20 protein-coding genes are annotated in these 22,142 nt (G+C 45.3%); 7 read left to right on the forward strand and 13 right to left on the reverse strand.

Annotation, left to right across the window (positions count from 1 at the left end):
• The first annotated feature begins 70 nt into the window (after positions 1-70).
• The 5 genes from AAA938_RS09785 (at position 71) to AAA938_RS09805 (ending at position 4,184) form a co-directional block, all read left to right on the forward strand.
• A complete protein-coding gene (locus tag AAA938_RS09785) occupies positions 71-814 on the forward strand; it encodes an endonuclease/exonuclease/phosphatase family protein (protein ID WP_338228524.1) in 744 nt (247 codons plus the stop codon).
• A 34-nt stretch (positions 815-848) separates the two neighbouring features.
• Positions 849-998: a hypothetical protein gene (locus AAA938_RS09790; protein ID WP_338228526.1), complete on the forward strand. Its 150-nt coding sequence runs from the start codon at positions 849-851 to the stop codon at positions 996-998.
• 136 nt (positions 999-1,134) lie between these two features.
• Entirely contained in the window at positions 1,135-2,247 is a 1,113-nt protein-coding gene (locus AAA938_RS09795) for a Fic family protein (RefSeq protein ID WP_338228528.1), read from the forward strand.
• A gap of 116 nt (positions 2,248-2,363) precedes the next feature.
• Positions 2,364-2,984: a hypothetical protein gene (locus tag AAA938_RS09800; protein ID WP_338228530.1), complete on the forward strand. Its 621-nt coding sequence runs from the start codon at positions 2,364-2,366 to the stop codon at positions 2,982-2,984.
• A gap of 84 nt (positions 2,985-3,068) precedes the next feature.
• Entirely contained in the window at positions 3,069-4,184 is a 1,116-nt protein-coding gene (locus tag AAA938_RS09805) for an amidohydrolase (protein ID WP_338228531.1), read from the forward strand.
• Between the two features lie 95 nt (positions 4,185-4,279).
• Here AAA938_RS09805 and AAA938_RS09810 read toward each other — a convergent pair whose 3' ends face one another.
• From AAA938_RS09810 to AAA938_RS09830, 5 genes are all read right to left on the reverse strand, one after another.
• Entirely contained in the window at positions 4,280-5,683 is a 1,404-nt protein-coding gene (locus AAA938_RS09810; protein ID WP_338228533.1) for an efflux transporter outer membrane subunit, read from the reverse strand.
• Complete coding sequence (locus AAA938_RS09815) at positions 5,680-8,853, reverse strand: efflux RND transporter permease subunit (protein ID WP_338228534.1); 3,174 nt, start codon at positions 8,851-8,853, stop codon at positions 5,680-5,682. The genes AAA938_RS09810 and AAA938_RS09815 overlap by 4 nt, the downstream gene beginning before the upstream one ends.
• Positions 8,854-8,857: 4 nt before the next feature.
• On the reverse strand, positions 8,858-9,988 hold the full coding sequence (locus tag AAA938_RS09820) for an efflux RND transporter periplasmic adaptor subunit (RefSeq protein ID WP_338228536.1): 1,131 nt from the start codon (positions 9,986-9,988) through the stop codon (positions 8,858-8,860).
• A 238-nt stretch (positions 9,989-10,226) separates the two neighbouring features.
• Positions 10,227-12,557 (reverse strand): M1 family metallopeptidase, encoded by a 2,331-nt coding sequence (locus tag AAA938_RS09825; protein ID WP_338228537.1) that lies wholly within the window; start codon positions 12,555-12,557, stop codon positions 10,227-10,229.
• Positions 12,558-12,639: 82 nt separating this feature from the next.
• A complete protein-coding gene (locus tag AAA938_RS09830; protein WP_338228538.1) occupies positions 12,640-13,218 on the reverse strand; it encodes a HupE/UreJ family protein in 579 nt (192 codons plus the stop codon).
• 119 nt (positions 13,219-13,337) lie between these two features.
• Here AAA938_RS09830 and AAA938_RS09835 point away from each other — a divergent pair, with 119 nt between their 5' ends.
• Complete coding sequence (locus tag AAA938_RS09835) at positions 13,338-13,790, forward strand: DUF6702 family protein (RefSeq protein WP_338228540.1); 453 nt, start codon at positions 13,338-13,340, stop codon at positions 13,788-13,790.
• Positions 13,791-13,951: 161 nt separating this feature from the next.
• Here the strand turns inward: AAA938_RS09835 and AAA938_RS09840 are convergent, their stop codons facing one another.
• From AAA938_RS09840 to AAA938_RS09860, 5 genes are all read right to left on the reverse strand, one after another.
• Positions 13,952-14,671 carry a hypothetical protein gene (locus AAA938_RS09840; protein ID WP_338228541.1) on the reverse strand — a complete coding sequence of 240 codons (720 nt, stop codon included), beginning with the start codon at positions 14,669-14,671 and terminating at the stop codon, positions 13,952-13,954.
• 304 nt (positions 14,672-14,975) lie between these two features.
• On the reverse strand, positions 14,976-16,442 hold the full coding sequence (locus AAA938_RS09845; protein WP_338228543.1) for a glycine--tRNA ligase: 1,467 nt from the start codon (positions 16,440-16,442) through the stop codon (positions 14,976-14,978).
• 135 nt (positions 16,443-16,577) lie between these two features.
• The gene (locus AAA938_RS09850) at positions 16,578-17,015 is read right to left on the reverse strand and encodes an outer membrane insertion C- signal (protein ID WP_338228544.1); all 438 of its coding nucleotides are present in this window, start codon (positions 17,013-17,015) and stop codon (positions 16,578-16,580) included.
• A gap of 54 nt (positions 17,016-17,069) precedes the next feature.
• Entirely contained in the window at positions 17,070-18,116 is a 1,047-nt protein-coding gene (locus tag AAA938_RS09855; RefSeq protein ID WP_338228546.1) for a Gfo/Idh/MocA family oxidoreductase, read from the reverse strand.
• Between the two features lie 8 nt (positions 18,117-18,124).
• Positions 18,125-18,751, reverse strand: coding sequence for a response regulator (locus tag AAA938_RS09860; protein WP_338228547.1), 627 nt, complete (start codon positions 18,749-18,751; stop codon positions 18,125-18,127).
• Between the two features lie 353 nt (positions 18,752-19,104).
• Between AAA938_RS09860 and AAA938_RS09865 the strand changes: the two genes are divergently transcribed.
• On the forward strand, positions 19,105-19,347 hold the full coding sequence (locus tag AAA938_RS09865) for a hypothetical protein (RefSeq protein WP_338228548.1): 243 nt from the start codon (positions 19,105-19,107) through the stop codon (positions 19,345-19,347).
• A gap of 124 nt (positions 19,348-19,471) precedes the next feature.
• On the opposite strand, the gene AAA938_RS09870 is transcribed toward AAA938_RS09865, so the two are convergent.
• The 3 genes from AAA938_RS09870 to AAA938_RS09880 all read right to left on the reverse strand — a co-directional run bounded on the left by AAA938_RS09870 (position 19,472) and on the right by AAA938_RS09880 (position 22,140).
• Positions 19,472-20,227, reverse strand: coding sequence for a LytR/AlgR family response regulator transcription factor (locus AAA938_RS09870; protein ID WP_338228550.1), 756 nt, complete (start codon positions 20,225-20,227; stop codon positions 19,472-19,474).
• Between the two features lie 110 nt (positions 20,228-20,337).
• A complete protein-coding gene (locus tag AAA938_RS09875) occupies positions 20,338-21,072 on the reverse strand; it encodes a LytR/AlgR family response regulator transcription factor (RefSeq protein ID WP_338228552.1) in 735 nt (244 codons plus the stop codon).
• 15 nt (positions 21,073-21,087) lie between these two features.
• Positions 21,088-22,140, reverse strand: coding sequence for a sensor histidine kinase (locus tag AAA938_RS09880; protein ID WP_338228554.1), 1,053 nt, complete (start codon positions 22,138-22,140; stop codon positions 21,088-21,090).
• Between the last annotated feature and the right edge of the window lie 2 nt (positions 22,141-22,142).

Genomic DNA, 22,142 nt, shown 5'->3' on the forward strand with positions numbered 1-22,142 from the left:
GTTTGCTATACTTTCCCCAACTAGTTCAAGTCTTCAGACTTGGACTCAGAGGGGTTTTAAAATTGGACTTTTGAGAATTGTCACATGGAACTGTAATGGCGCATTTAGAAAGAAGTTTGAAAAGATTTCTGAATTAAATGCTGATATCTATGTGATCCAAGAATGTGAAGATCCAGCAAGGGCCAATCACAAGGATTACCTAGAATGGTCAAAAAACTACTTTTGGATTGGTGATTCCAAAAATAAAGGATTAGGACTTTTTGCAAAAAATGGTGTCGATTTGAAGGCCTTAGATTGGTCGAATCAATATAAAGATCATTCTGTAAAATACTTTTTGCCTTGTCGTGTTAATGATCATTTTGATTTAGTGGGTATTTGGGCACATAGAAATAACTCCCCAAACTTTGGATACATTGGGCAAGTCTGGAAATATCTTCAGGTAAATCGAGATAAAATCGGAAATACTATCCTTACAGGCGATTTTAATAGCAATGTTATTTGGGATCAATGGGATCGATGGTGGAACCATTCGAATGTAATCCATGAACTTGGGGAAATCGGAATTGAAAGTTGGTACCATCGATTTTTCAAAGAGGAACAAGGGAAAGAGACACAGCCTACTTTATATTTTAGAAAAAGCGATCAAAGAGTATATCATATTGACTACTTGTTGGGCCCCAATAATCTACTGTCAAAACTAACCCATTTGGAAATCGGTACTCTTGAAAATTGGATAGCATTCAGCGACCATATGCCATTACTTTGTGATTTTTCAGTGCCAATTTCAAATAACCAGGACCTAGATACCCAATAACTTAATTTCTGATAACCAATAACCTTTTTCTCAAATGAACTGGAACAAACCCGTCAAATTCAAATTCAGTGGCGAAGATTGGGAAATGCCTCTTTCCACCTTGCTGCTTTTGATTTTTGTGACCCTAATCTTGATGTTGGGCGGAGCTTGGCTGGGTTTTCAGTTTGGAGCAGGACAGTTGTGATTCAATCCCAAATTTTATCTTGAGCCGATTAGCACCCCTAATCGGCTCATATTTTTTATAAATTTGAGCCGAATAATTAATCTAATCGGCTCATAATTTCATTATATTTGAGCCGAATAAGAATCTTAATCGGCTCATGAGCTACAATTGGCAACAAAAAGGATGGCCGGAATTTCAGTTTACTCCTGGATTGATTGATGATGTACAGCTCAAATTCCTGCTGAAATCCGGAAAATCAAACGGGCAGTATGCCGGAATTCCTGCAGAGAAGAAAGACCAGCTTCTTGTGGATATTCTCTTGTCTGAGGCGATCAAGACCTCCGAGATCGAGGGGGAATTTCTCAGCCGAGTGGATGTGATGTCCTCGCTTAAAAAGAATCTCGGCATTCATGAAGAACAGCCTCGATTGGTCAAAGATCATCGTGCCAAAGGCATCGCCAAACTCATGGTGGCTGTTCGACAGTCGTGGCAAAATCCGCTCAGCGACTCCATGCTTTTTTCCTGGCATGAGATGCTCATGGAGGGCAACCGCTATATCCAAGCCGGAAAATGGCGAAGTGGAGCAGAACCCATGCAGGTAGTTTCGGGCACACTGGGAAAAGAAGTCGTCCATTTCGAGGCGCCTCCTTCCGATCAAATCCCGAAGGAAATGGATCAATTTATCACATGGTTTAATGCCACAGCACCCGGCGGGACAAATCCGATTTTGAATCCGATTTTACGCTCAGCTTTAGTCCATTTGTACTTCGAAAGTGTTCATCCATTCGAAGATGGAAATGGTCGGATCGGCCGGGCATTAGCCGAAAAAGCACTTCATCAAGGTGTAGATCAACCGATTTTAATCAGCCTTTCCCAGGTCATCGAAGCAGATAGAAATCAATACTATGAGCAGCTCAAGAAGGCCCAAAGCACACTTCATGTGGATGAATGGCTTATTTATTTTGCTGATGTAGCCCTGAAAGCTCAGGAAAAAGTAGAAGAACTGATCGAGTTCTCCCTTCAAAAAACCCGGTTTTTTGACACCTACAGCCAAGAATTGAATGAGCGTGAGCTGAAAGCGCTGAATCGCATGCTTGAGGAAGGACCCGATGGGTTTGATGGGGACATGAATGCCAAAAAATACATGTCTTTAACAGGTGCTTCCAAAGCCACGGCCACACGGGATTTGCAGCATTTACGGGATTTGGGAATTTTCATTCCAAAAGGCGGAGGGCGTAGTATGCGGTATGAGGTAAATCTGTCTCATTGATTCAGAAAAGCTCCCCTTATAGCTACCAAGGCGATTCAAGTATTGGGTTCAAGTTTGGTGGGGCCTTAACAGTCTTTCAAAAAATTTGGTAAATTCCCTGATAAACTCTATCAATTATGAACTCAAAGAACCTATCCACCATCCTTTTTTGTGTATTCCTTACCGTCTCTTTTATCGGGTTAGGGAATTATTCGGTATTCGCTCAATCTTCCTGGAAATCTCCAACCTATCAAAAAGAAGCTTACCGAAAAGTGATAGTCTTGGCAAAAACTACAAATCCCGGAGCAAAGCGAATGCTGGAAGATGAGACCGTAGCAGAATTACAAGCGAATGGTATTCAAGCCATCCCTGCCTATTCCAATTTTTCCGAGGCAGATTTAGTATCCGAAGAGACTTTTATGGTCAAAGCCAACCAACTGGAAGCAGATGCGCTACTTGTCTATACTTTTAACAACCCTACCACGGAATACAAAAACTCCCCCCAAGTAAACGCCAGCATTGGGGTTCCGGTGAGAGTAGGAATCTTCAGCGGTTTTCTTGGCACCAGTGTACCTGTAGCAGGAGGTCCCAAACAAGTTCAAAAATTTTCAGGCACAGTTTTGTTTTACAACAAACAAGGGCCTGACATGCAATGGAGCCTAAATATCGGTGGAAAAATAGGCTCAGACTCTGCTAAGCAAGCTCGAAGCGTAGCCAAAAATGCCGTGAAAGCTGCTTTGCGAGACGGGATTTTTTGATTCAAAACCTCAATTCCGGAGAGGGAGACTCTAACTTTTCCAAAATCTAAAGCTTAGGAAAACTGGATTCCCTAACTTGAGTCCATGAATCCGCTTATTCAACTCAGACATACCCTCCATCAATTTCCCGAAACCGCCTTGGAAGAAACCCAAACGGCTAACCGCATTTTGGAATTCTTTAGGCCTTTGAATCCGGATCTAATCCTGGAAAAGTTGGGAAGGACGGGTTTGGCTTTTGTTTTTAAAGGAAAAAAACCAGGAAAACGTCTGCTCTTTCGCTGCGAATTGGATGGGCTTCCCATCGAGGATTTGAAAGAAAGCGATCACCAAAGCCAAATTCCCGGCAAAGGTCACCTTTGTGGACATGATGGACATATGACCATTATTTGCGGTTTGGGAGAAAAGCTTTCCCAAAACCGGCCTGAATCCGGTGAAGTAGTTTTGCTTTTTCAGCCGGCGGAAGAGACCGGAGATGGAGCCCGGGCCGTACTTGCCGATGAAAGATTTGAACAGATTCGACCGGATTTTGCTTTTGCTTTGCATAACCTACCCGGATATCCCCTTCATCAGATTGTGATGCGAAAAGGAACTTTCGCCGCAGGGAGTACCGGGATGACCATCATGCTGACCGGGAAAACTTCCCATTCTGCCCATCCCGAAGCAGGCATCAATCCTGCCCAAGCCCTCGCCCAACTGATTCAGGAATTACCCAAATTACCCCAAGAAGCGACCGGTTTTGCCTTGCTTACCTTGATTCATGCAGAATTAGGCAGTTTAGCTTTTGGAACGAGTGCCGGAAAGGGAAGCCTAAGTATGACCCTGCGGGCTTTTGATCAGCAGGATTTGGACGAATTGATCGAAAAGGTAAAATTCAAAGCAAATGGAATCGCTGAATCCGAGGGACTAAAAGTAGGGTTTTCCTTTGTTGAGCAATTTGCTGTTTCCGTCAATGATTCTGAATTGTATGCCTTGGTGGAAAAAGCGGCAAAAGATTTGGGTTTAAGTTTAACCGAAAAGCCAGATCCATTCCGCTGGTCGGAGGATTTTGGCTTATTCTCTCAGGTCTGTCCTTCGTTTTTGTTTGGCCTAGGCGCAGGTGAAAACTGCCCCCAACTCCATGAAGGCACCTATGATTTCCCGGATGAATTGATTGAGGCGGGGGTGGGGATGTTTTGGGGGATTTTATCCCAACTCCAATAAAAAATCCCGGAGATTAATCCCCGGGATTGAATCTTTTTCGGCTTGGGTTTTATTGGCCAAATGCTCTTAAAGGGGCATTCTAGAACCTGAATTTTTCACCAACCTCCACCTAGAGCCTTGTATAAATTTGCATAGCTACTTAATAATTCCTGCTTGGTGCCGGCATAGTTGAGCTGGGCATCAAAGGCTTGCCTTTGGGATTCCAGATATTCCAGATAGCTGGTGACCCCTTGATCGTAGCGTTCTCTGGAGAGATATTGGGCTTTCAAAGCCGCACGGACATGATCCTCTCTTGCGATAAGCTCCTTTTTCAGCGATCGGATATTAGCCAGCGTGTTTTCTACCTCCTGATAAGCCTGCAAGACTGTTCGCTCATAGGCCAAAATCGCCTGACGGGTTCGGCTTTCTTCTATATCTACTTGCCTTTGCAAAGCACCCCAGTTGAAAATAGGTCCTGCCAAAGAGGCGCCCAGATTCCAGGATGCCCCGTTGCTTCCCAAAGAAGAAAATTGAGTTCCAGCCACTCCAATCAGCCCACTTAGGGAAATATTGGGGAGACGATTGGCCTTGGCGGCCCCCGTGACAGCATTTTGAGCAATAATGCCCTGCTCCGCGGCAAGTACATCGGGACGACGAGCCAAAAGCTGCATTGGAAGAACTTCCGGAATTTCTATTTCCAAAGACTGTTCTCTCAGCGGGATTCCCATTTCCACTTGGCTTGGCATCTCTCCGGTCAACACCCGGATCAAGTTTTCAGTCTGCACAATCAAGCGCTCCCAAATAGGCACACTCCCCGCAGCGATGGCCGTCTGTATTTGAGCTTGATTGAGATCAATCTCAGCGATGATTCCCTTCTCAAAGCGGGCTTCGATGATGGTCTGCGTGCTATCTCTCAGGGCGAGTGTTTGCTGGGAAATCTCCAAACTCATTTGGTACCTCAACAACTGGAAGTAAGCATCGGCAACGGTGCTGATCAAGCTTAGTTGGGTAGCTCTATACCCTTCCATAGAAGCCAAAATATTAGCACGAGCAGCTTCATTAAGCCTTCTGTATTTCCCCCAAAAATCCAGCTCCCAACTCAAGGTCCCAAACCCGGTAAACAGATTGCTGGTAGGTATGGAGTTATTGAAAGCAAAATTTCCCCGCTGAGCTCCTGCACTGTAGCCTACAGCCGGGAGCATTTGGCTTTTCTGAACGGCAAGGGCGCTTTGGGCCTGCTGAATAGTTTCTGCAGCAATTATCAGGTCTTGGTTTTTCTCCAAGGCCTTTGCTACCAAAGTGTCCAAGACCGGATCCTGAAAAAGATCAAACCAGACAATATTGAGTGCGGAATCCACCTCAAGAGTATCCACATTTACAATGGATACTTCAGGAGAAAATGAGAGATCATTTTGCTGGAATCGGTCAGCAACAGGCACTGTGACTCCCTGATAATTCTGGCCTGATTTACAGGCAGTCAGGATAATCCCCCATACGATCAAAAGGCAATATCGTCTCATGCTTGTGTGGATTTAGGTGAGAGACTGTCCCGCTTTTCCTCGTACCTGGCCAGCTTACCAACCAACACAAAAAGCATGGGATAAAGAAAAACCCCGATCAGTGTGGCAACACCTATTCCCCCCAACAGGGCCATTCCCATGACTTTCCGGGCTTCGGCTCCGGATCCGGATGCCAAAATCAAAGGCAGTACCCCAAGAATAAAGGAGAATACTGTCATCAAAATTGGTCTAAACCGGAGTTTGGCTGATTCCACAGCTGCATCAAAGAGGGAGAGGCCTTCATCAAACTTGATTTTGGCAAATTCCACAATCAGGATGGCATTCTTGGCTGCCATTGCGATCAGCATGACCAAGGAAATCTGAGCAAAAATATTGTTCAAATAGGCTTCGTCCATCAGGCGAGCGAGGTACAAAAAGAGAAATGCTCCAAACAAGGCGAAAGGCGTTCCCAGAAGAATAGCAAAAGGCATGGACCAGCTTTCATATTGGGCAGCAAGAATTAAAAAGACAAACAGAAGCGAAAAGGCAAAGACTATTCCTGCCTGCCCGGATGCCTTTTTCTCCTGATAGCTCATCGCATTCCAGCTGAAGGTCATGTCATCGGGAAGCACTTCAGCGGCTACTTCCTCCAAAGCCTGCAAGGCCTGGGCAGAGGAAAAGCCTGATGCTGGAGTGCCTGTCACTTCCGCTGAACGGAAAAGGTTGAATCGGTTGGTGTAATCAGGCCCTGCCGTTTTCACCACTCGGACAAAGCTGGAAACAGGAACAGGGTCCCCTTGATTGTTTTTTACATAGAAGAGCTCCAGGTCATTTTCATTTTGCCTGTATTCGGGTTCGGCTTGTACATAGGCTTTGTACAGTCGCCCAAATCGATTGAAGTCATTGACATAGGCTCCGCCCAAAAACGCCGCAAAGGTGGTATAGACATCATTTATTCGGACGCCTGTTTTGAGAAGTTTATCAGAATTGACTTCAATGGATCTTTGGGGAACTACCGCTTGATAGGTCGTGAACGCCGAGGCGATTTCGGGCCTTTCTTTGGCTGCTTGGATAAAGGCATAGGTATTTTGGGCGAGATAGGCCGGATCCTTGCCTCCCTTATCCTGAATCATAATGCTGAATCCGGAGCCATTTCCCAGACCCGGAATAGCAGGAGGTCCGAAAGCCATGGCCACTCCTTCCTGAATCTGTTTCGAGAGTAGCATATTGAGGCGATCCTGAATTTCTTTGGCTGTAGCCTCTCTCTCATCCCAAGGTTTCAGTGAGAGAAACATAAACCCGGTATTGGGAATAAAGGTATTGGCCAGCAAGCTAAATCCGGAAAGCCCCGTAGCATACTCCACCTCAGGCTGAGAAAGGACAATTTCCTCGATTTTCTTCATCACCGCGTCAGTTCGCTGCATGGAGGCCGCATTGGGTAGCTGAAGGTTGACAAACAAATACCCCTGATCCTCTTCAGGAAGAAATCCTCCCGGGACTAGCTGGGCAAAAAACCCTGCAGCAACCAAGGTGATTACCACATAAATGGCTCCCCGCTTCAGCTTCCCTGCAATGACTTTGGTAGCTCCAGAATAGCTTTCTGTGCTTCGGTCAAACCAATTGTTGAACTTTTGGAAAAACCTTCCCAATATTCCTTTTTGATTTCCCTCAGGCTTTTTGAGCAAAAGCGCACAAAGTGCCGGGCTTAAACTCAAGGCATTAATGGAGCTGAAGATTACAGATATGGCGATCGTAATGGCAAACTGCTGATAAAGTTTGCCTGTAATCCCGGCCATAGCCGCTACCGGTACGAACACCGCTACCATGACCAAAGTGGTCGCAATAACCGGCGCGGTAACTTCCTTCATGGCATGAGTCGTGGCATCTTTGGGGCTCATCCCTTTTTGCAGATTAACCTGCACGGCCTCCACCACGACTATAGCATCATCCACCACGATCCCGATAGCAAGTACTAATCCTAAAAGAGAAAGCGTATTGATAGAGAATCCAAGCAGAGGAAAAACCATAAATGCCGCCACAAGAGAAACCGGAATAGCCAATGTGGGGATCAAAGTAGCTCTCCAGTCCTGAATAAAAATAAACACGACCAAAATCACGAGTACCAAGGCGATGATCAGCGTCTCGATGATTTCATCTATCCCTGCAATAATCGGGTCTGTGGAATCCAAAGAAACCTCATAGTCTATCCCCTCTGGAAAGCTCTTTTTTAGCTCATCCATAGTAGAAATGAGCTCTTCGGCGATTTCCACTGCATTAGAGCCCGGAGACTGATAGACTGAAATGATCGCACATTCTTTCCCATTCAGTCGGGTGAAGGCATTGTAGGATTCTGCACCCAACTCTACCCGGGCAATATCCTTGACCAAAACCTGACTTCCATCCACTCCTGATCGAACCACAATGTTTCCAAACTCCTCCTCGGTCACCAAGCGGTCAGGAAGCTTCACTGTGTAGGTAAACTCTGTACCTGCCGGTGCCGGCTCCGAACCGAATTTTCCTCCGGGAGCGATCACATTTTGCTGGCGGATCGCATCCATGATTTCAGGAATAGTAATTCCCAGCTTGGCGAGTCGATCCGGCTTCACCCAGATTCTCATGGAATAATCACTTGCGCCCAAGACCACCACCCGGCCAATTCCTTTGAGTCGGGCCAGCTGATCTTTGATATTGATGCTGGCGTAGTTGCCTAAAAACTGCTGATCATAAGCACCATTTGGCGAAGTCAAGGAAATCAACATCAAAATGTTGGGCATGGACTTCTCAGTTTTCACCCCCAGTCTTTTCACCTCTTCGGGAAGCTTGGGAGTAGCCGCAGCGGCACGGGTTTGGGTGAAAACCGTATTCATATCAGGGTCAGTCCCGAGGTCAAAGGTCACATCCAAAGCCAAAGTACCGTCATTGGAATTGGTGGACTTCATGTAGAGCATATTCTCCACTCCGTTGATTTCCTGCTCCAGTGGAGAAGCGACTGACTGCTCTACCGAAATGGCATTCGCACCAGTGAAAGCAGTACTGACCCGCACCACAGGAGGAGTGATCGCGGGATATTGCTCTATGGCCAAACCCAAAATGGAAATTGACCCGATAATGACCATAAACAAGGCGATCACTATGGCCACAATGGGTCTTCGGACAAAGAAGATGTGTTTGGTTTCTTCTGATTGGCTCATGGGATCAGTCTTGGAATTGGGACTCAAACTTTACCTCCACAGGCTGAATCACCAGTCCTTCGGCGACTTTTTGCAAGCCTTCTAAAACAATCTTATCACCAGGACTGACTCCTGACTCAATCAAAAAATAGTCTCTATAAGGCCCTGTCAGTTTGACTTCTCGCTGAGTAAGCTTATTCCCTTCTCCAACCAAAAAGACAAAAAATCGACCCTGAAACTCATTCACCGCTCGTTGGGGCACCAAGATTCCATCCGGCACAGTACTGATAGCGGCTCTGACCCGGGCAAATTGACCCGGGCGGATTAGGCTCTCGGGGTTAGGGAAAGTAGCCTGAATCAGGATAGTGCCCGTATTGGTATCGATTTGCCGGTTGACGAAATCCACATATCCTTCGTGATTGAAAACCGAACCATCCGCCAAAATCAGGCGGAGTGCCTGTGCTCTCTGCTCTTTATTGTGGTGCTCCTGATAATCTCTAAACAAATCCAGGTAGTCATTTTCGGAAAGGAAAAACTCCACCCTTACCGAATCAATAATCGAGACCGTATTCAAAATCACCGGATTGGGATCTCTCCCCACAAACTCGCCGACTTTGGCATTGGTCTTCCCGATCAATCCGGAAATAGGGGATTTGATGCTGGTATACCCCAGCTGAATATTCTGAAAATTGACGCGGGATTGAGCTGCCTCTACCATGGCTTCGGCCGATTTTTTCCGGCTTACTGCTGCGTCTAAGTCTTTTTTGGAAATGGCGTTGATTTCAGCAAGTGGCTCATACCGGGCCAGATCATTTTCCGCCTGAGTCAGAGAGACCTTGGCTTCAGCCAATTGACTCATCGCTGTATTGACATTTTCTTTCAGAGGATCAGGGTCAACCGTGTAGAGCAAATCTCCCTTCCTAACCATCCTTCCTTCCTGAAAATGAATCCCTTCCAGAAAACCCTCGGTTCTAGCCCGGATTGGGATATCCATTTTACCATAGATTTGGGCTACAAAATCCTTTTCCAGTTTGACTTCTTGGGATACAACTGGAGTAACCTTCACTTCCGGAGGGGCTTGGGAAATCGGCTCTGTAGTTTTGCTGCAGGAAAAAGCCACAAGTGCCAATAAGATGAAAATGGGTTTCTTTTTCATAAATGAAAACGTAGTAAAGTCTGAATTTAGAAAAAAAATTTTCCCCAAGTCTTAATCATCAAGTATTTCGTCGAATTTGGAAATAGAGCATTTTCCCAAGTATTTATTCCCCCTTATGCCCAAAATCAAGATAAAAAATTCCTTTCCCTAAGCTGATAAATGTCATGGCTGGATTTAGCAAAAAAATACCCCGACAGCCATCAGGCATATCGGGGCATTTTAAATCCAGAGAAGGAATTTATTTCTTTTGCGCCTTTTTCATCGGATTATCTCCCATGGAAGCGCCTCTTACACCACCTGCACCTTTGAATAATTCAAATCGGGTAGGCTGGTATTGTCTTGGCCAATAGTTGCTGCTTTCGTCTATATCGGCTGTTTCACGCTTTGGATCGAGGACAAAACGCACGACTTCTTTTTGCTTAGGGAAAACTTTGGTCACCTGAGATTCATTTTTTCTCCAGATCTCGGCAGGAATCCGCTCGATTTCAGAGGTACCATCTGCATAGTGAAACTCAATAATCAAAGGCATCACCAATCCTCCCACGTTTTTGAAGGTCATCTCATAGAAGTTCAGGTTGCTGTTGAGTAACGCTTTTTCCTTGTCAGATAGACTAGCCATAAACTTCTTGTAGGCATCCTCGTCCTCCGGAGTGACAGTAAACGGATTGTAGCTGTTGTAGAAATCACGGGTAGCAGGATCGGCTTCTACGACTGTCTGCTCCACATCTGTTTTATTGTACTCTTTGGAGACATAGCTTTCCTCCCGGTCAAACTCCGCTTTGGCATCTGCCTTCTTCTGTGCTGCAGTTCTGTTGTCCAGCTTGTACCATTTCACATCTTCGATAGCGATATCCACCGGTTCGGTACCATAGAACCATCCTCTCCAGAACCAATCCAGGTCCACCGCGGAGGCATCTTCCAAGGTTCGGAAGAAGTCATCCGGGGTCGGATGCTTGAACATCCATCTTTTGGAATACTCCTTAAATGCAAAGTCAAACAAGTCACGACCCATCACGGTCTCGCGAAGGATATTCAAAGCAGTGGCCGGCTTGGCGTAGGCATTGGGACCAAACTGAATGATGTTTTCCGAATTAGTCATGATCGGCTCGAGCAAGTGCTTTTCACTTCTCATGTAAGGGACAATTTTATGTGCTGGACCACGACGGGAAGGATAGTTTCTGTCCCACTCCTGCTCTGCCATAAACTGCATAAAGGTGTTCAATCCCTCATCCATCCAGGTCCACTGACGCTCGTCGGAGTTGACGATCATCGGGAAGAAGTTGTGACCTACTTCGTGGATGATCACGGAGATCATGCCATATTTGATCGCATCTGAGTAGGTACCATCGGCGTCCGGACGACCATAGTTGAAACAGATCATCGGGTACTCCATTCCATTGGAAGCCTCTACCGAAATGGCAGTGGGATAAGGATAATCAAACGAATGAGCTGAATAAGACTTGAGCGTATGGGCTACTACCTTGGTGGAATACTGCTCCCAAAGCGGATTGCCCTCTTTGCCGTAGTAAGACATGGCCATCACGTCTTTTCCGGCCAGTTTCACAGCCATGGCATCCCAGATAAACTTGCGGGAAGAAGTCCAGGCAAAGTCACGGACATTTTCAGCCTTAAACACCCAGGTTTTCTTTCCGGTCGCTTTCTTCTTTTCCAAGGCTTCAGCTTCAGCCTGAGTACGGATGACTACAGGGGTATCATAAGTCTGCTTGGCTTTGTTCCAACGCTCCAGCTCGGTGGAAGAAAGCACTTCCTCAGGATTCTGAAGTACCCCAGTCGCACCGACCATATGATCCGCAGGTACTGTGATCCGCACTTCATAGTCTCCAAAAGTCAAAGCAAATTCTCCTGAACCCAGGAACTGCTTGTTTTGCCAGCCTTCGAAGTCTGAGTAAACGGCCATTCTTGGAAACCACTCTGACATGGTGTAGAGGTAATTGCCGTCTTTCGGGAAAAATTCATACCCTGGACGACCTCCGATAAAGCTCATCCGATCAGTGATATTGAAACTCCAGTCTATGGAAAAAGTAAAAGATTCTCCGGATTTGAGTGGCTGAGGAAGGTCAACCCGCATCATGGTTTTGTTGATGGCGATATTCAGAGGATTGCTATCGGGACCTTTGATCGAAAGGATTTTGATATCGTGATCATCTGAATGCCAAAGAATACCTTCCAATGCCCGCATGGACATTCTTGGTCCTATGCTGGATTCGGTCACCTTTGGTGTGTCAGAATCTTTTCCTCTGTTATTTTGATCCAGCTGAAGCCAAAGATAGGTCAGCTGATCAGGGGAATTGTTGATGTAGGTTACAGTCTCAGAGCCTTTGATGGACTGATTGTCGTCATTGAGCTCGACATCGATGACATAATTGGCCTGCTGCTGCCAGTACATGTGACCGGGTGCCCCGGACGCGGTACGATAGACATTGGGAGTGCGCAGCATGGTCCCCAACTGCTCAAAACGGACAGCGTGGTTTTGCTCGGTATGCTGAGCCAGCAAGGGAGAGATTCCCGCCAATCCCAAAGCGGCAATCGCGAGTAGTTTTTTCCTCATGTTCATATTGGTCCTAATTCGATTTTCTAAGTAACAACTTGATGTCCAAACAGAAAAGAATTCTGTTTTGGAAGGTAATTTTTTACCAAAATTTGGTCTCCAGCATCAGAATGCAGGCAATGCCCAGCACAAACGCAGAGACAATTAAGGTCCAGTCCTTTCTGTTGACCCCAGCTAGATGAAGCAAGGAAGTAACCAAAAGGAAAGCGGTCACGATGATGATTTGCCCTACTTCCAGACCGATATTGAATGCCAACAGAGGCTGCCAGATGCTTGCTTCTTTTCCCAGTAATTCCTTCAGGTAATTGGAAAAACCTAAACCATGGATCAATCCAAAAAATCCCGCGAAGAAGTAGTTCAGAGAGATGCCTTTCCCATTGGAAGGTTTGGGCTTGAATAGGGTAAACAAGGCCGTGATAGCAATGGTCACCGGAATCAGAAACTCGATCACATCCGACCGTACATTGACTACATTGAAGGTGGCCAAAGCCAAAGTCAGCGAGTGCCCAATGGTAAAGGCGGTGACCAGAATCAGGATTTTTTTCCAATCCCGGGCGACATATACTGCACAAAGTGCCAGGACAAATAGGATATGATCAAACCCATTAATATCCAAGATATGCTGGAGTCCAAGTTTGAAGTAAAGCTGGAATAAATTCATCTTCGGGTGATTCGTCTCAAATGAGTTAAATTGCGGGCAATAATACACCGAAATTCCCAAATTCAGCTCATTTCTTTGACTAGATGCAACACACTTACATTTTCATTTTCTCAATTTGGATGAGTCTTTTCCATCCTTTTTTCATTAGCCTCACGGAGATGAGATACAATCCTGCTTCCCAAAAGATGGAAATCGCCCAGAAGATTTTTTGGGATGACCTGGAAGTGGCCTTGGGAAATGAGTTTGAGGAAAAAGTGGATTTTCTCAAGCCTAAAGACAAGGCCAAACTGGAAAGTCAACTCAAAACCTATCTGCTGAAGCACAACCAAATCTGGGTCAATGGCAAATTGCTAACGCTAAATTACCTGGGCTATGAAGTGGAAGAAGATGCGGCTTGGTTTTATTTGGAATCCTACCAAGCCGAAACCCCCAAAACCGTAGAAATGAAAAACACGATTTTGCTTGAAGACTTTGACGGGCAGCAAAATATCGTCCATGTCTATTTTCAATCCAAGTCCCCCCGAAGCATGCTTTTGGGAAAAGGGGAGGAAAAGGGGAAGGTGGAGTTTTAGGATCTAGACTTTAGACATAAGACATAAGATTTTAGACAAAAAGCCGCCAGAATATCAATTCTGACGGCTTTTTTGGATAATTGATCTAGACCTTAGATTTAATCAGCTAATTAGGAATCAAGAGAAATCCAGCCCAGAACTGGTCGGGGCTGGATTCTAAGTTATTTATAAAACTGCTTTCGAATACCATTTGGGCCACCCCATTCCTCATCAGGAATTTCCAGAGGCTTGAATTCCACACCCTTGTCCATTTTCTGTTTTTGGAGTTCGGTTTTTAGCTCTTCCGAGATTATTAGATATCTTGGACCAGTAGTGTGAATGGACAAAACATGATGTGGACAATCTTCTTTTATGATTATTCTGTAGGGGTACCTTTCATCCATGTGCCACATTTCCTTTTCTCGGAAATTATTGAAATCACATAGGTCTTTAAATTGAATGATTTGTTCAGAGACTTCATATCTGGCACGAGGTTCATTTTCCTCACTGATAAGTTTTCTTTTTCGGAGGAAGAATTCAGATTTCGTAAAATCTACCCATTCATCATCGAAGATTACTTTATCGGTAATCCAATAGCCTTCTACAAACTCCTTTCCTCTTAAAACTGGACAGGGATAATATCGGATATTTTCATTTCTAAAAGATTCAAAAAGCGATTTTGCCCGAGTAGATACAATTACTCTCATTGAAAGATTTGAGGAAGGCCTGTAGAAATCCTGAAGTTTCCCACTTGCTTTAATTTGTTGAGTATGGATTTTGTGAAGGGACAAATCCTCAACTACTCTTTTTTGGCTCCCCATAATTAAATCTTCCTCTTTAAATTCGCGATCATATACAATTTTTGCAACATTGTAGATATCATGTAGTTCGAAGTAATTCATCGGAATATTAGATAATTGATTTCATTCTGTTCTGGATAGATTGAATTATCAAAAGGGTTAGTCTTAATCAATCGAAATAAAGAATACGCGTTAACTGAAAGTCTCCAAGACTGAAACTACAATAGAAATAACATCCTCAAAATACCCTATGAAGGGTATTTTTAACAGGTTTTTAAATAAAATAGACCTGTCAGTACCGAAAGCCTTTTGGACTGACAGTTCTAAAAAGAAAAAAACCGCCAGAAACTTAATTCTGACGGCTTCTCATCGGTCATCGGCCCCTCAACCAGCTCGGGGACCGAAATCAAATCTTCTCAAATATTCTTCTAAAGCTCGTCGCCTCAGCGATTCGCCCATGAAGTTCTGAGATGGCTACGCGCTCCTGCTCGGTGGTATCTCGGTGACGGATGGTGACGGTATTGTCTTCCAAAGTCTGATGATCCACGGCGATACAGAACGGCGTGCCGATCAAGTCCTGACGGGTATAGCGCTTGCCGATTGATCCGGAATCTTCATAGATGATATTGAAGTCGTATTTCAGCAGGTTGACGATTTCCTGCCCTTTCTCAGGCAGTCCGTCTTTCTTCACGATCGGAAGAATGGCTGCTTTCACCGGAGCTATTGCCGGGTGGAACTTCAGGTAAGTTCTGCTCTTTTCCTCGGTTTTCTCTTCCGTGTATGCGTTGCAAAGGGTCAAGAGGAACAAGCGGTCCGCACCGATGGACGTCTCGATCACATACGGGATATAGTTTTGGTTGATCTCCGGATCGAAGTACTGCTGCTTTTTCTTGGAGTATTCCTGATGGGACTTTAAGTCAAAGTCGGTTCTGGAGTGGATACCTTCCACTTCTTTGAAGCCAAACGGAAACTCAAACTCGATGTCCATCGCTGCATTGGCGTAGTGGGCGAGCTTTTCGTGGTCGTGCTTGCGAAGCTTTGCCGCAGGCGTGCCCAAAGCCAAATGCCATCTCATTCGTGTATCTGCCCACTTCTGATACCAATCGAGCTCCGTGCCAGGGCGTACAAAGAACTGCATCTCCATCTGCTCAAATTCACGCATACGGAAGATGAACTGACGGGCTACGATCTCATTTCGGAAAGCCTTTCCGATCTGCGCGATCCCGAAAGGAACTTTCATACGTGCCGTCTTTTGCACATTGAGGAAGTTGACAAAAATCCCCTGTGCGGTCTCCGGACGTAGGTAGATGGTCGAGGCATCTTCTGCTACCGAACCCACTTGGGTCGAAAACATCAAGTTGAACTGACGGACATCGGTCCAGTTGGATGTACCGGAAATCGGGCACTTGATACCTTCGTTGGTGATCAGATCACGCACTCCAGCTAGATCTTCTGCTTCAAGGAGTCGGGCCAAAGCAGCGGTGAGCGACTTGGCTTTTTCGACTTGACCTTCATTTTCCAACTTGGCAGCATGCTCTTCGACTAATACGTCAGCACGGTAGCGCTTCTTGCTGTCTTTGTTGTCGATCATGGGATCGTTGAAGCTGTCCACGTGACCAGATGCTTTCCAAGTGGTCGGATGCATAAAAATCGCCGCATCGATCCCAACGATATTGTCGGATACGCGGGTCATGGTCTCCCACCACAGGCGCTTGAGGTTATTTTTCAATTCGACTCCATAAGCCCCGTAGTCATAGACTGCCTGCAGGCCGTCATAGATCTCAGAACTTGGGTACACAAAACCATACTCTTTGGCATGGGAAATAATATCTTTCAATTGGGCGTTTTCGCCTGGAGTTTCTGTCTTTGCCATAGGGCGCAAAAATAAGGAAACAAATTGATTTCAAGCGTGAAAGAAAGAAGAGTAAAAAGGGAAATTATTGGTATTCCAATCTAAAAAAGGCCTCAAAACTCTTGATTTTGAAGCCTTTTTTCTATTCCGATTAATTTATCTAATCGTGTACTTCACTCCAATCCCTCCTCGAAGATAGTTGCCGTATTCGCTATAAAACACCGGCGACACCTCTATCAGGAATCCAAAATCCTTGTTATTGAAGGGTTTGATGAGGGCACCTACAGGGATTGCAAAATAGGTTTCGTCGTAGTACCGGTCCTTTCTCGGGTGATAGTGGTCAAAAAGCCCCAATCCCAGTCCGAAATAGGCATTGACTTCGCTCTTTTGGACGAAATTATAAGCACCGACCAATTCCAGCCCCAATTCTCTTCCCAGTCCCAATCTTCCGTCAAAGAAGAAGGTCTTGTCAGGATCGGTTCCCACCGTTACAAAGTTTCGTGAATTCTGAAGATTAAGTCCTACGCTGACCTGGGAAAAGGATAGAGAAGCAAATCCCAGCAAGAAGAGGGATAGCATCAGCAGCTTTTTCATGATAATAAACAGTTGGTTTAGATCACCTTTTGGCAAAGTCCAAGCCAATTTTGATTACCAAGCTCCTTCTGCCCGAGGGATTTTTCTGCCTTCCTTGGAGGAAATAAAGGCAGCTTCGATCAGTTTCAGCACAGTTATCGTCTGAGGGACAGTCACCAAAAGCTCCACTCCCTCAAGTATGGCTTGGGCTACATTTTGGTAAAAAATCCGGTAATCACCTTTTTCAGTCGGCAGAGGCTTTGTTTCATTTTCCAGATAAAGTTTGCCCCAACGCTCTTCCGGTTCTACTCCCCAATTATTCCCTTCGGGCCTTTTTCCATCCTTGAAAGCCTGCTCCTGTACATCCAGGAAAAACTTCTGATAGCTTCCTTTTTCTCCCAAAAGCAAAAACTTAGGTGTAGATACATTGACCAAAACTCCAGCAGTCACTCTTGCCTTGAAGCCCGGGTAAAAGAGGGAAATTTCGAAGTAATCATCCGAAACGGCGTTAGTACGCTGTTTTAGGATATCTGCAAAAATACTCTCCGGCGCTCCGAAAAGGAGAACAAGCTGATCGATCAGGTGGACTCCCAAGTCGTAAGTGATGCCGTTTCCGGGAACGTCCTTTTCTCTCCAGTTTTCAGAAACCTGAGGCCGAAACCGGTCAAAGTGAGATTCCACGTAGACCGATCTTCCCAAGGTCCCCTCTGCTACCAGTTTTTGCAGGGTTCGAAAATCTCCGTCATATCGGCGATTGTGAAAGACACTGCAGACCAGGCCTTTTTCGGAAGCTATTGTCTGTAACTCCTCTGCCTCCCAAGAGTGCACGGTCACGGGTTTATCGACCACCACGTGTTTTCCTGCCAGGAGACATTGCTTGGCCATGGGAAAGTGGAATTCATTGGGCGTAGTGATACAAATCAAGTCCGCAGCATCGGCCTGCAGCAGATCGTCGAGGCTGCGGTAGGTTTTGACCCGAGGGTATTTGCTTTCACATTTATTGCTGTTTCGCTCGACGACAGCGACTAGGTCCAGGTCCGGACAAACGTCGATCAGCGGGGCATGCATTTTTTCAGCTACAGAACCATAGCCCACCAATGCGGTACGAATAGGAGATTTCATGGGAAAGATTACAGGTTCATTTCCTTGGCCTTGTTCAGCAAATCGACCAGAGAATTGACCTGAAGTTTTTGATTGATGTTTTTGCGATGAGTCTCGATGGTTTGAATGCTGAGATTGAGGGACTCGGCCATGTCTTTATTAATCATTCCATCGGTGATCATTTTCAGGATTTGTGTTTCCCGTCGGGACAGGCGGTATTTTTCCCTAAACCCGTCAAAAAACGGCCCTTGTTTGGACTGCTGGATTACCCGGTCAAAATTTTTGATATACCTTCCTTCGTACACTTCTGTGATGGAAAAAATCAACTCATCCGGGTCAGCATCTTTGAGAATAAATGCGTCTGCACCTAAGGCGACCGCCTCTTTGAAGATTTTTTCATCATCATACATAGAAAGCACGATTACTTTAATCTCAGGAAAATGCTTTTTGCAATACTTCAACACCTCAAAGCCATTGACCACGGGCATGTTGAGGTCAGTGAGTACGATGTCCACGGGGTTGTCTACCAGATATTCGAGAAGCTCCTTCCCATTAGGAAATAGTTCTTCAACCAAAAAGCCTTCATGCTCTTCGATCAAGCCCTCGAGGGCTTTGGCAAATAGTTTATGATCATCGGCTAATGTAATCCGAATCATAGGAAAATAGGAAGGGTGATTATTGGTTGACAGCTCACTAAGAACTTCTTAAAAATAGGATTGAAATTTCAATTTGACAAGGGAATTCCGATGATCGGAAAAAAGAACCTACTGGTCTCATTCATCTTGATCTTAAAATCCACTTGAATTTGCTGGGCAACTCCTCAATCGGATTAAGGCTTCTTTGCCTGTCCGCCCGTACGATTTTCTGTCCGCCATCGGGGGTTAAGTGTACGCAAGCGTACAGATATTTTTGGCAAAAGGGTCTAAATCAGCTGTTTTGGCCCCTTTTTATTTTGGGTCTGCTTTTGGCATTAACCCCCCTACGAAAACAAACCAACTTATTTACTGCCATGAATACTTCAATCTTTTCCCAAAAAAACGTCTGTGCGGCTCTGGGTTTTGCCATGGCAATCACCATAGTTCTCAAAGCGAAAGCTGAAACCCAACTAGCACAGCAAACTGCCCGATTTGAAATCACTAAACCAACTACTCCACAAATCGGATTGGAAGCCAACTCAGGTCCTGAACTTCTTCAGGTAGACATTTATAAAACTCCCTCCACCCCCGCGCACACGGCGCCCGAGGTGGGATAAAGAGTGACTCGTAAGGGTTAATTTGGTTGATTGTTTGGTATAAAAAGAGGCGGGTTTTACCCGCCTTTTTTTTGATATCCTGATTTTGGACAGGAGATATTGCTTAGCCCGAGGGGTCTCTAGCTTAACTTTCAGTGATGGTATTCAACTTGGCCAGGAAGCTGTTGTAATATTGCCTTCCTACCTGCACTACTGCTCCGTTTTTGAGATTGATGTCCTTGGTATTGAAGCTTTCGATTTGGCCCAATTGAACAATGAAAGACTTCTGAACCCGGAGAAAAAGATGGGAAGGAAGAATTTCTTCAATTTCCTTCATGGACTTACGAATGCTGTAGTCTCTGTTTTTGGTAAAGATGGTGACCATGTTGCCATTGGCCTCCACGTAGTACAGGTCATCGTATTGTACCCGCTCGAAGGCATTGTCGGCTTTTATAAAAACCGCATCATCCACCAAAAAGGGACTTTCATTGCCTACTTTAACTACCGCCGCTTCCGGGGCAGGCTTGGTGCGCTTGTTATAGAGAACGATTTCTACAATGGCGTGAATGTCATTCGTATTGAATGGCTTCACGATAAAGCCCGCCGGAGAAATTCGCTTGGCCCGCTCGATAATAGTCGGGTCACTGTAAGATGTCACGAATACCAAAGGAGCATCCACCATCTGCTTTATAATCTCCCCAAGCTCAATTCCGTCCTTGTCTCCCTTCAGCTTGATGTCCATGAAAATGAGATCAGGCCGGTATTTCTTGATGATCTTGATACACTGATTGGCAGAGTTGGCGATATCAATATTGACATAGCCCAGGAGCTCTAGGATCTCCTGAATGTTTTCTGCAATGCTGATTTCATCTTCTACGATCAGTATTCTTTCGTCTTTCATAGGGCAATAACGATAGTGCTTTGAGGTGAAAGCTAAAGGATAAGTCCTTTAGTCAAACTAATGTCCAAATTTTCTTTTGAAAATCAAATGCTTTTTTTTGCCTATGAAAATTAAAGACTCATCATTTCTTTGAATCGGGCAGCTTGCCTTCTGCTCACCTCGATCCGATCTCCTCCTCGAAGAGTTACTACCAAGCCACCATTAAACCAAGGCTCGATAGCTTCCACCCAGCCCAGATTGATGATGTGCTTGCGGCTGGCACGGAAAAAAGACTTCTCATCCAGCCTGTCATCCAAGGCGTTAAGTGACTTATGGATCATTGGCTTGAAGTTGTCAAAGTAGACCTTGATGTAGTTCCCGTCTGATTCGAAAAGGCGCACATTGGACAGTCTTACAAACCAGCAGCGGTCCCCGTCCTTTACAAAAACCTGGTCATCCAGAGTGAGTTTTTTATTGTTTTGATAGCCTCCGTTTTCCTGATTTTTTGCGGCTCCCTCGATTTTTCCGATCAGGCGGTTGATAGCTTCTTCCAGGCGCTTGGGTTCAATCGGCTTCAGGAGATAGTCCAGGGCATTGACCTGAAAGGCCTTCAGCGCATATTCGTCATAAGCTGTGGTGAATATGACGTGGGGTACATGGTCGAGCTCCTCCAATAGGTCAAATCCTGTTTTCTCCGGCATTTGGATATCCAGGAAAATCACATCCGGCTGGAGCTGTTCGATTTTTTCCTTGGCATCATCCACATTGACTGCTTCCCCTACGACCTCCACGGTCTCCAGTTGATTTAGCAAAGTGATCAGCTCTTTTCTGGCCAATCTTTCATCATCAATTACAATTGCTCTCATTATTATAGGCTTTCGTTATTCTAAAGTAACTCTTTGTTTCGGAATTTTGATTTCGGTTATGACAAATTGGTTGCCGGAGTTGAAGATCCGGAAACTGGCCTTGTCTCCATAAAGAAGCTTTAGGCGCTGCTTGGTGTTTTCCAATCCATGCCCTCCTTCTTTTTTCTTTTCCTTGGATTTTTGGCTGGTCAGGTAGCCGCTGTTTTTGACCTGAATATATAATTCATCCTGCAAGCCTTCCCTGCACTTGATCTCGATAAGGCCACCTTTTACCAAATTGGAAATGCCGTGCTTGATGGCATTCTCCACTATGGTCTGCAGCATCATGGGCGGGATTTTGTAAGAATATGCTTCATCCTCGATCATATAAACTACTTCCAATCTTTCTTCAAATCGGATGGATTCCAATGCCAGGTAGTCCTTGACCGTCTCCAATTCATCTCCAAACTCAATCACCTGCTTTTTATCCATCATCAAGGAAAACCGAAGCATGTTTGAAATGCGGGTGATGGCCGTCTTGGCTTTTTCCGGGTCTTCGTCCACCAGGGCGCGAACAGAATTTAAAGCATTGAAAATAAAATGTGGATTTAGCTGACTTTTCAGGTGGTTGAGGCGGATTTCATTGATCTTGGCCTCGTACTTTAGGCTGTTGTTGTAGTTGTCCAAAAAGTGAAACAGGAAATACAACAGAAACCAAAAGGAGTAATAAAGAAAGCTGACGAAGAGGTTGACCGCAATCACCAAGGCTCGAAAATCCTCGTCGGGATTAAGGGTTCCAAAGGCAATATTGATCAGAATTTGCGCCAGCACATTGACTACAGCCAGTGATAGTAAGGTAAAAAGAGTCTGTACTAGGAGGCGGAAAATCCCCAGCTTAAACCACTCGTAGGTCTTCACCAGATGCCTCAGGGCATGGGTAGAAAGCAGGTAAAAACAAGCCAATGAGATAAAAGCCCAAAGCTGTACTGAAGAAATACCCTGAGAAAGAGAGGCAAAAAAGATATTGACAAAGGCAAAGCTTCCCCATCCAATGATCTGCAAAATCCAGTACAGCCTGACTCTGTTCATAG

This window comes from Algoriphagus taiwanensis (genome assembly GCF_036245645.1).
GTDB lineage: Bacteria > Bacteroidota > Bacteroidia > Cytophagales > Cyclobacteriaceae > Algoriphagus > Algoriphagus taiwanensis.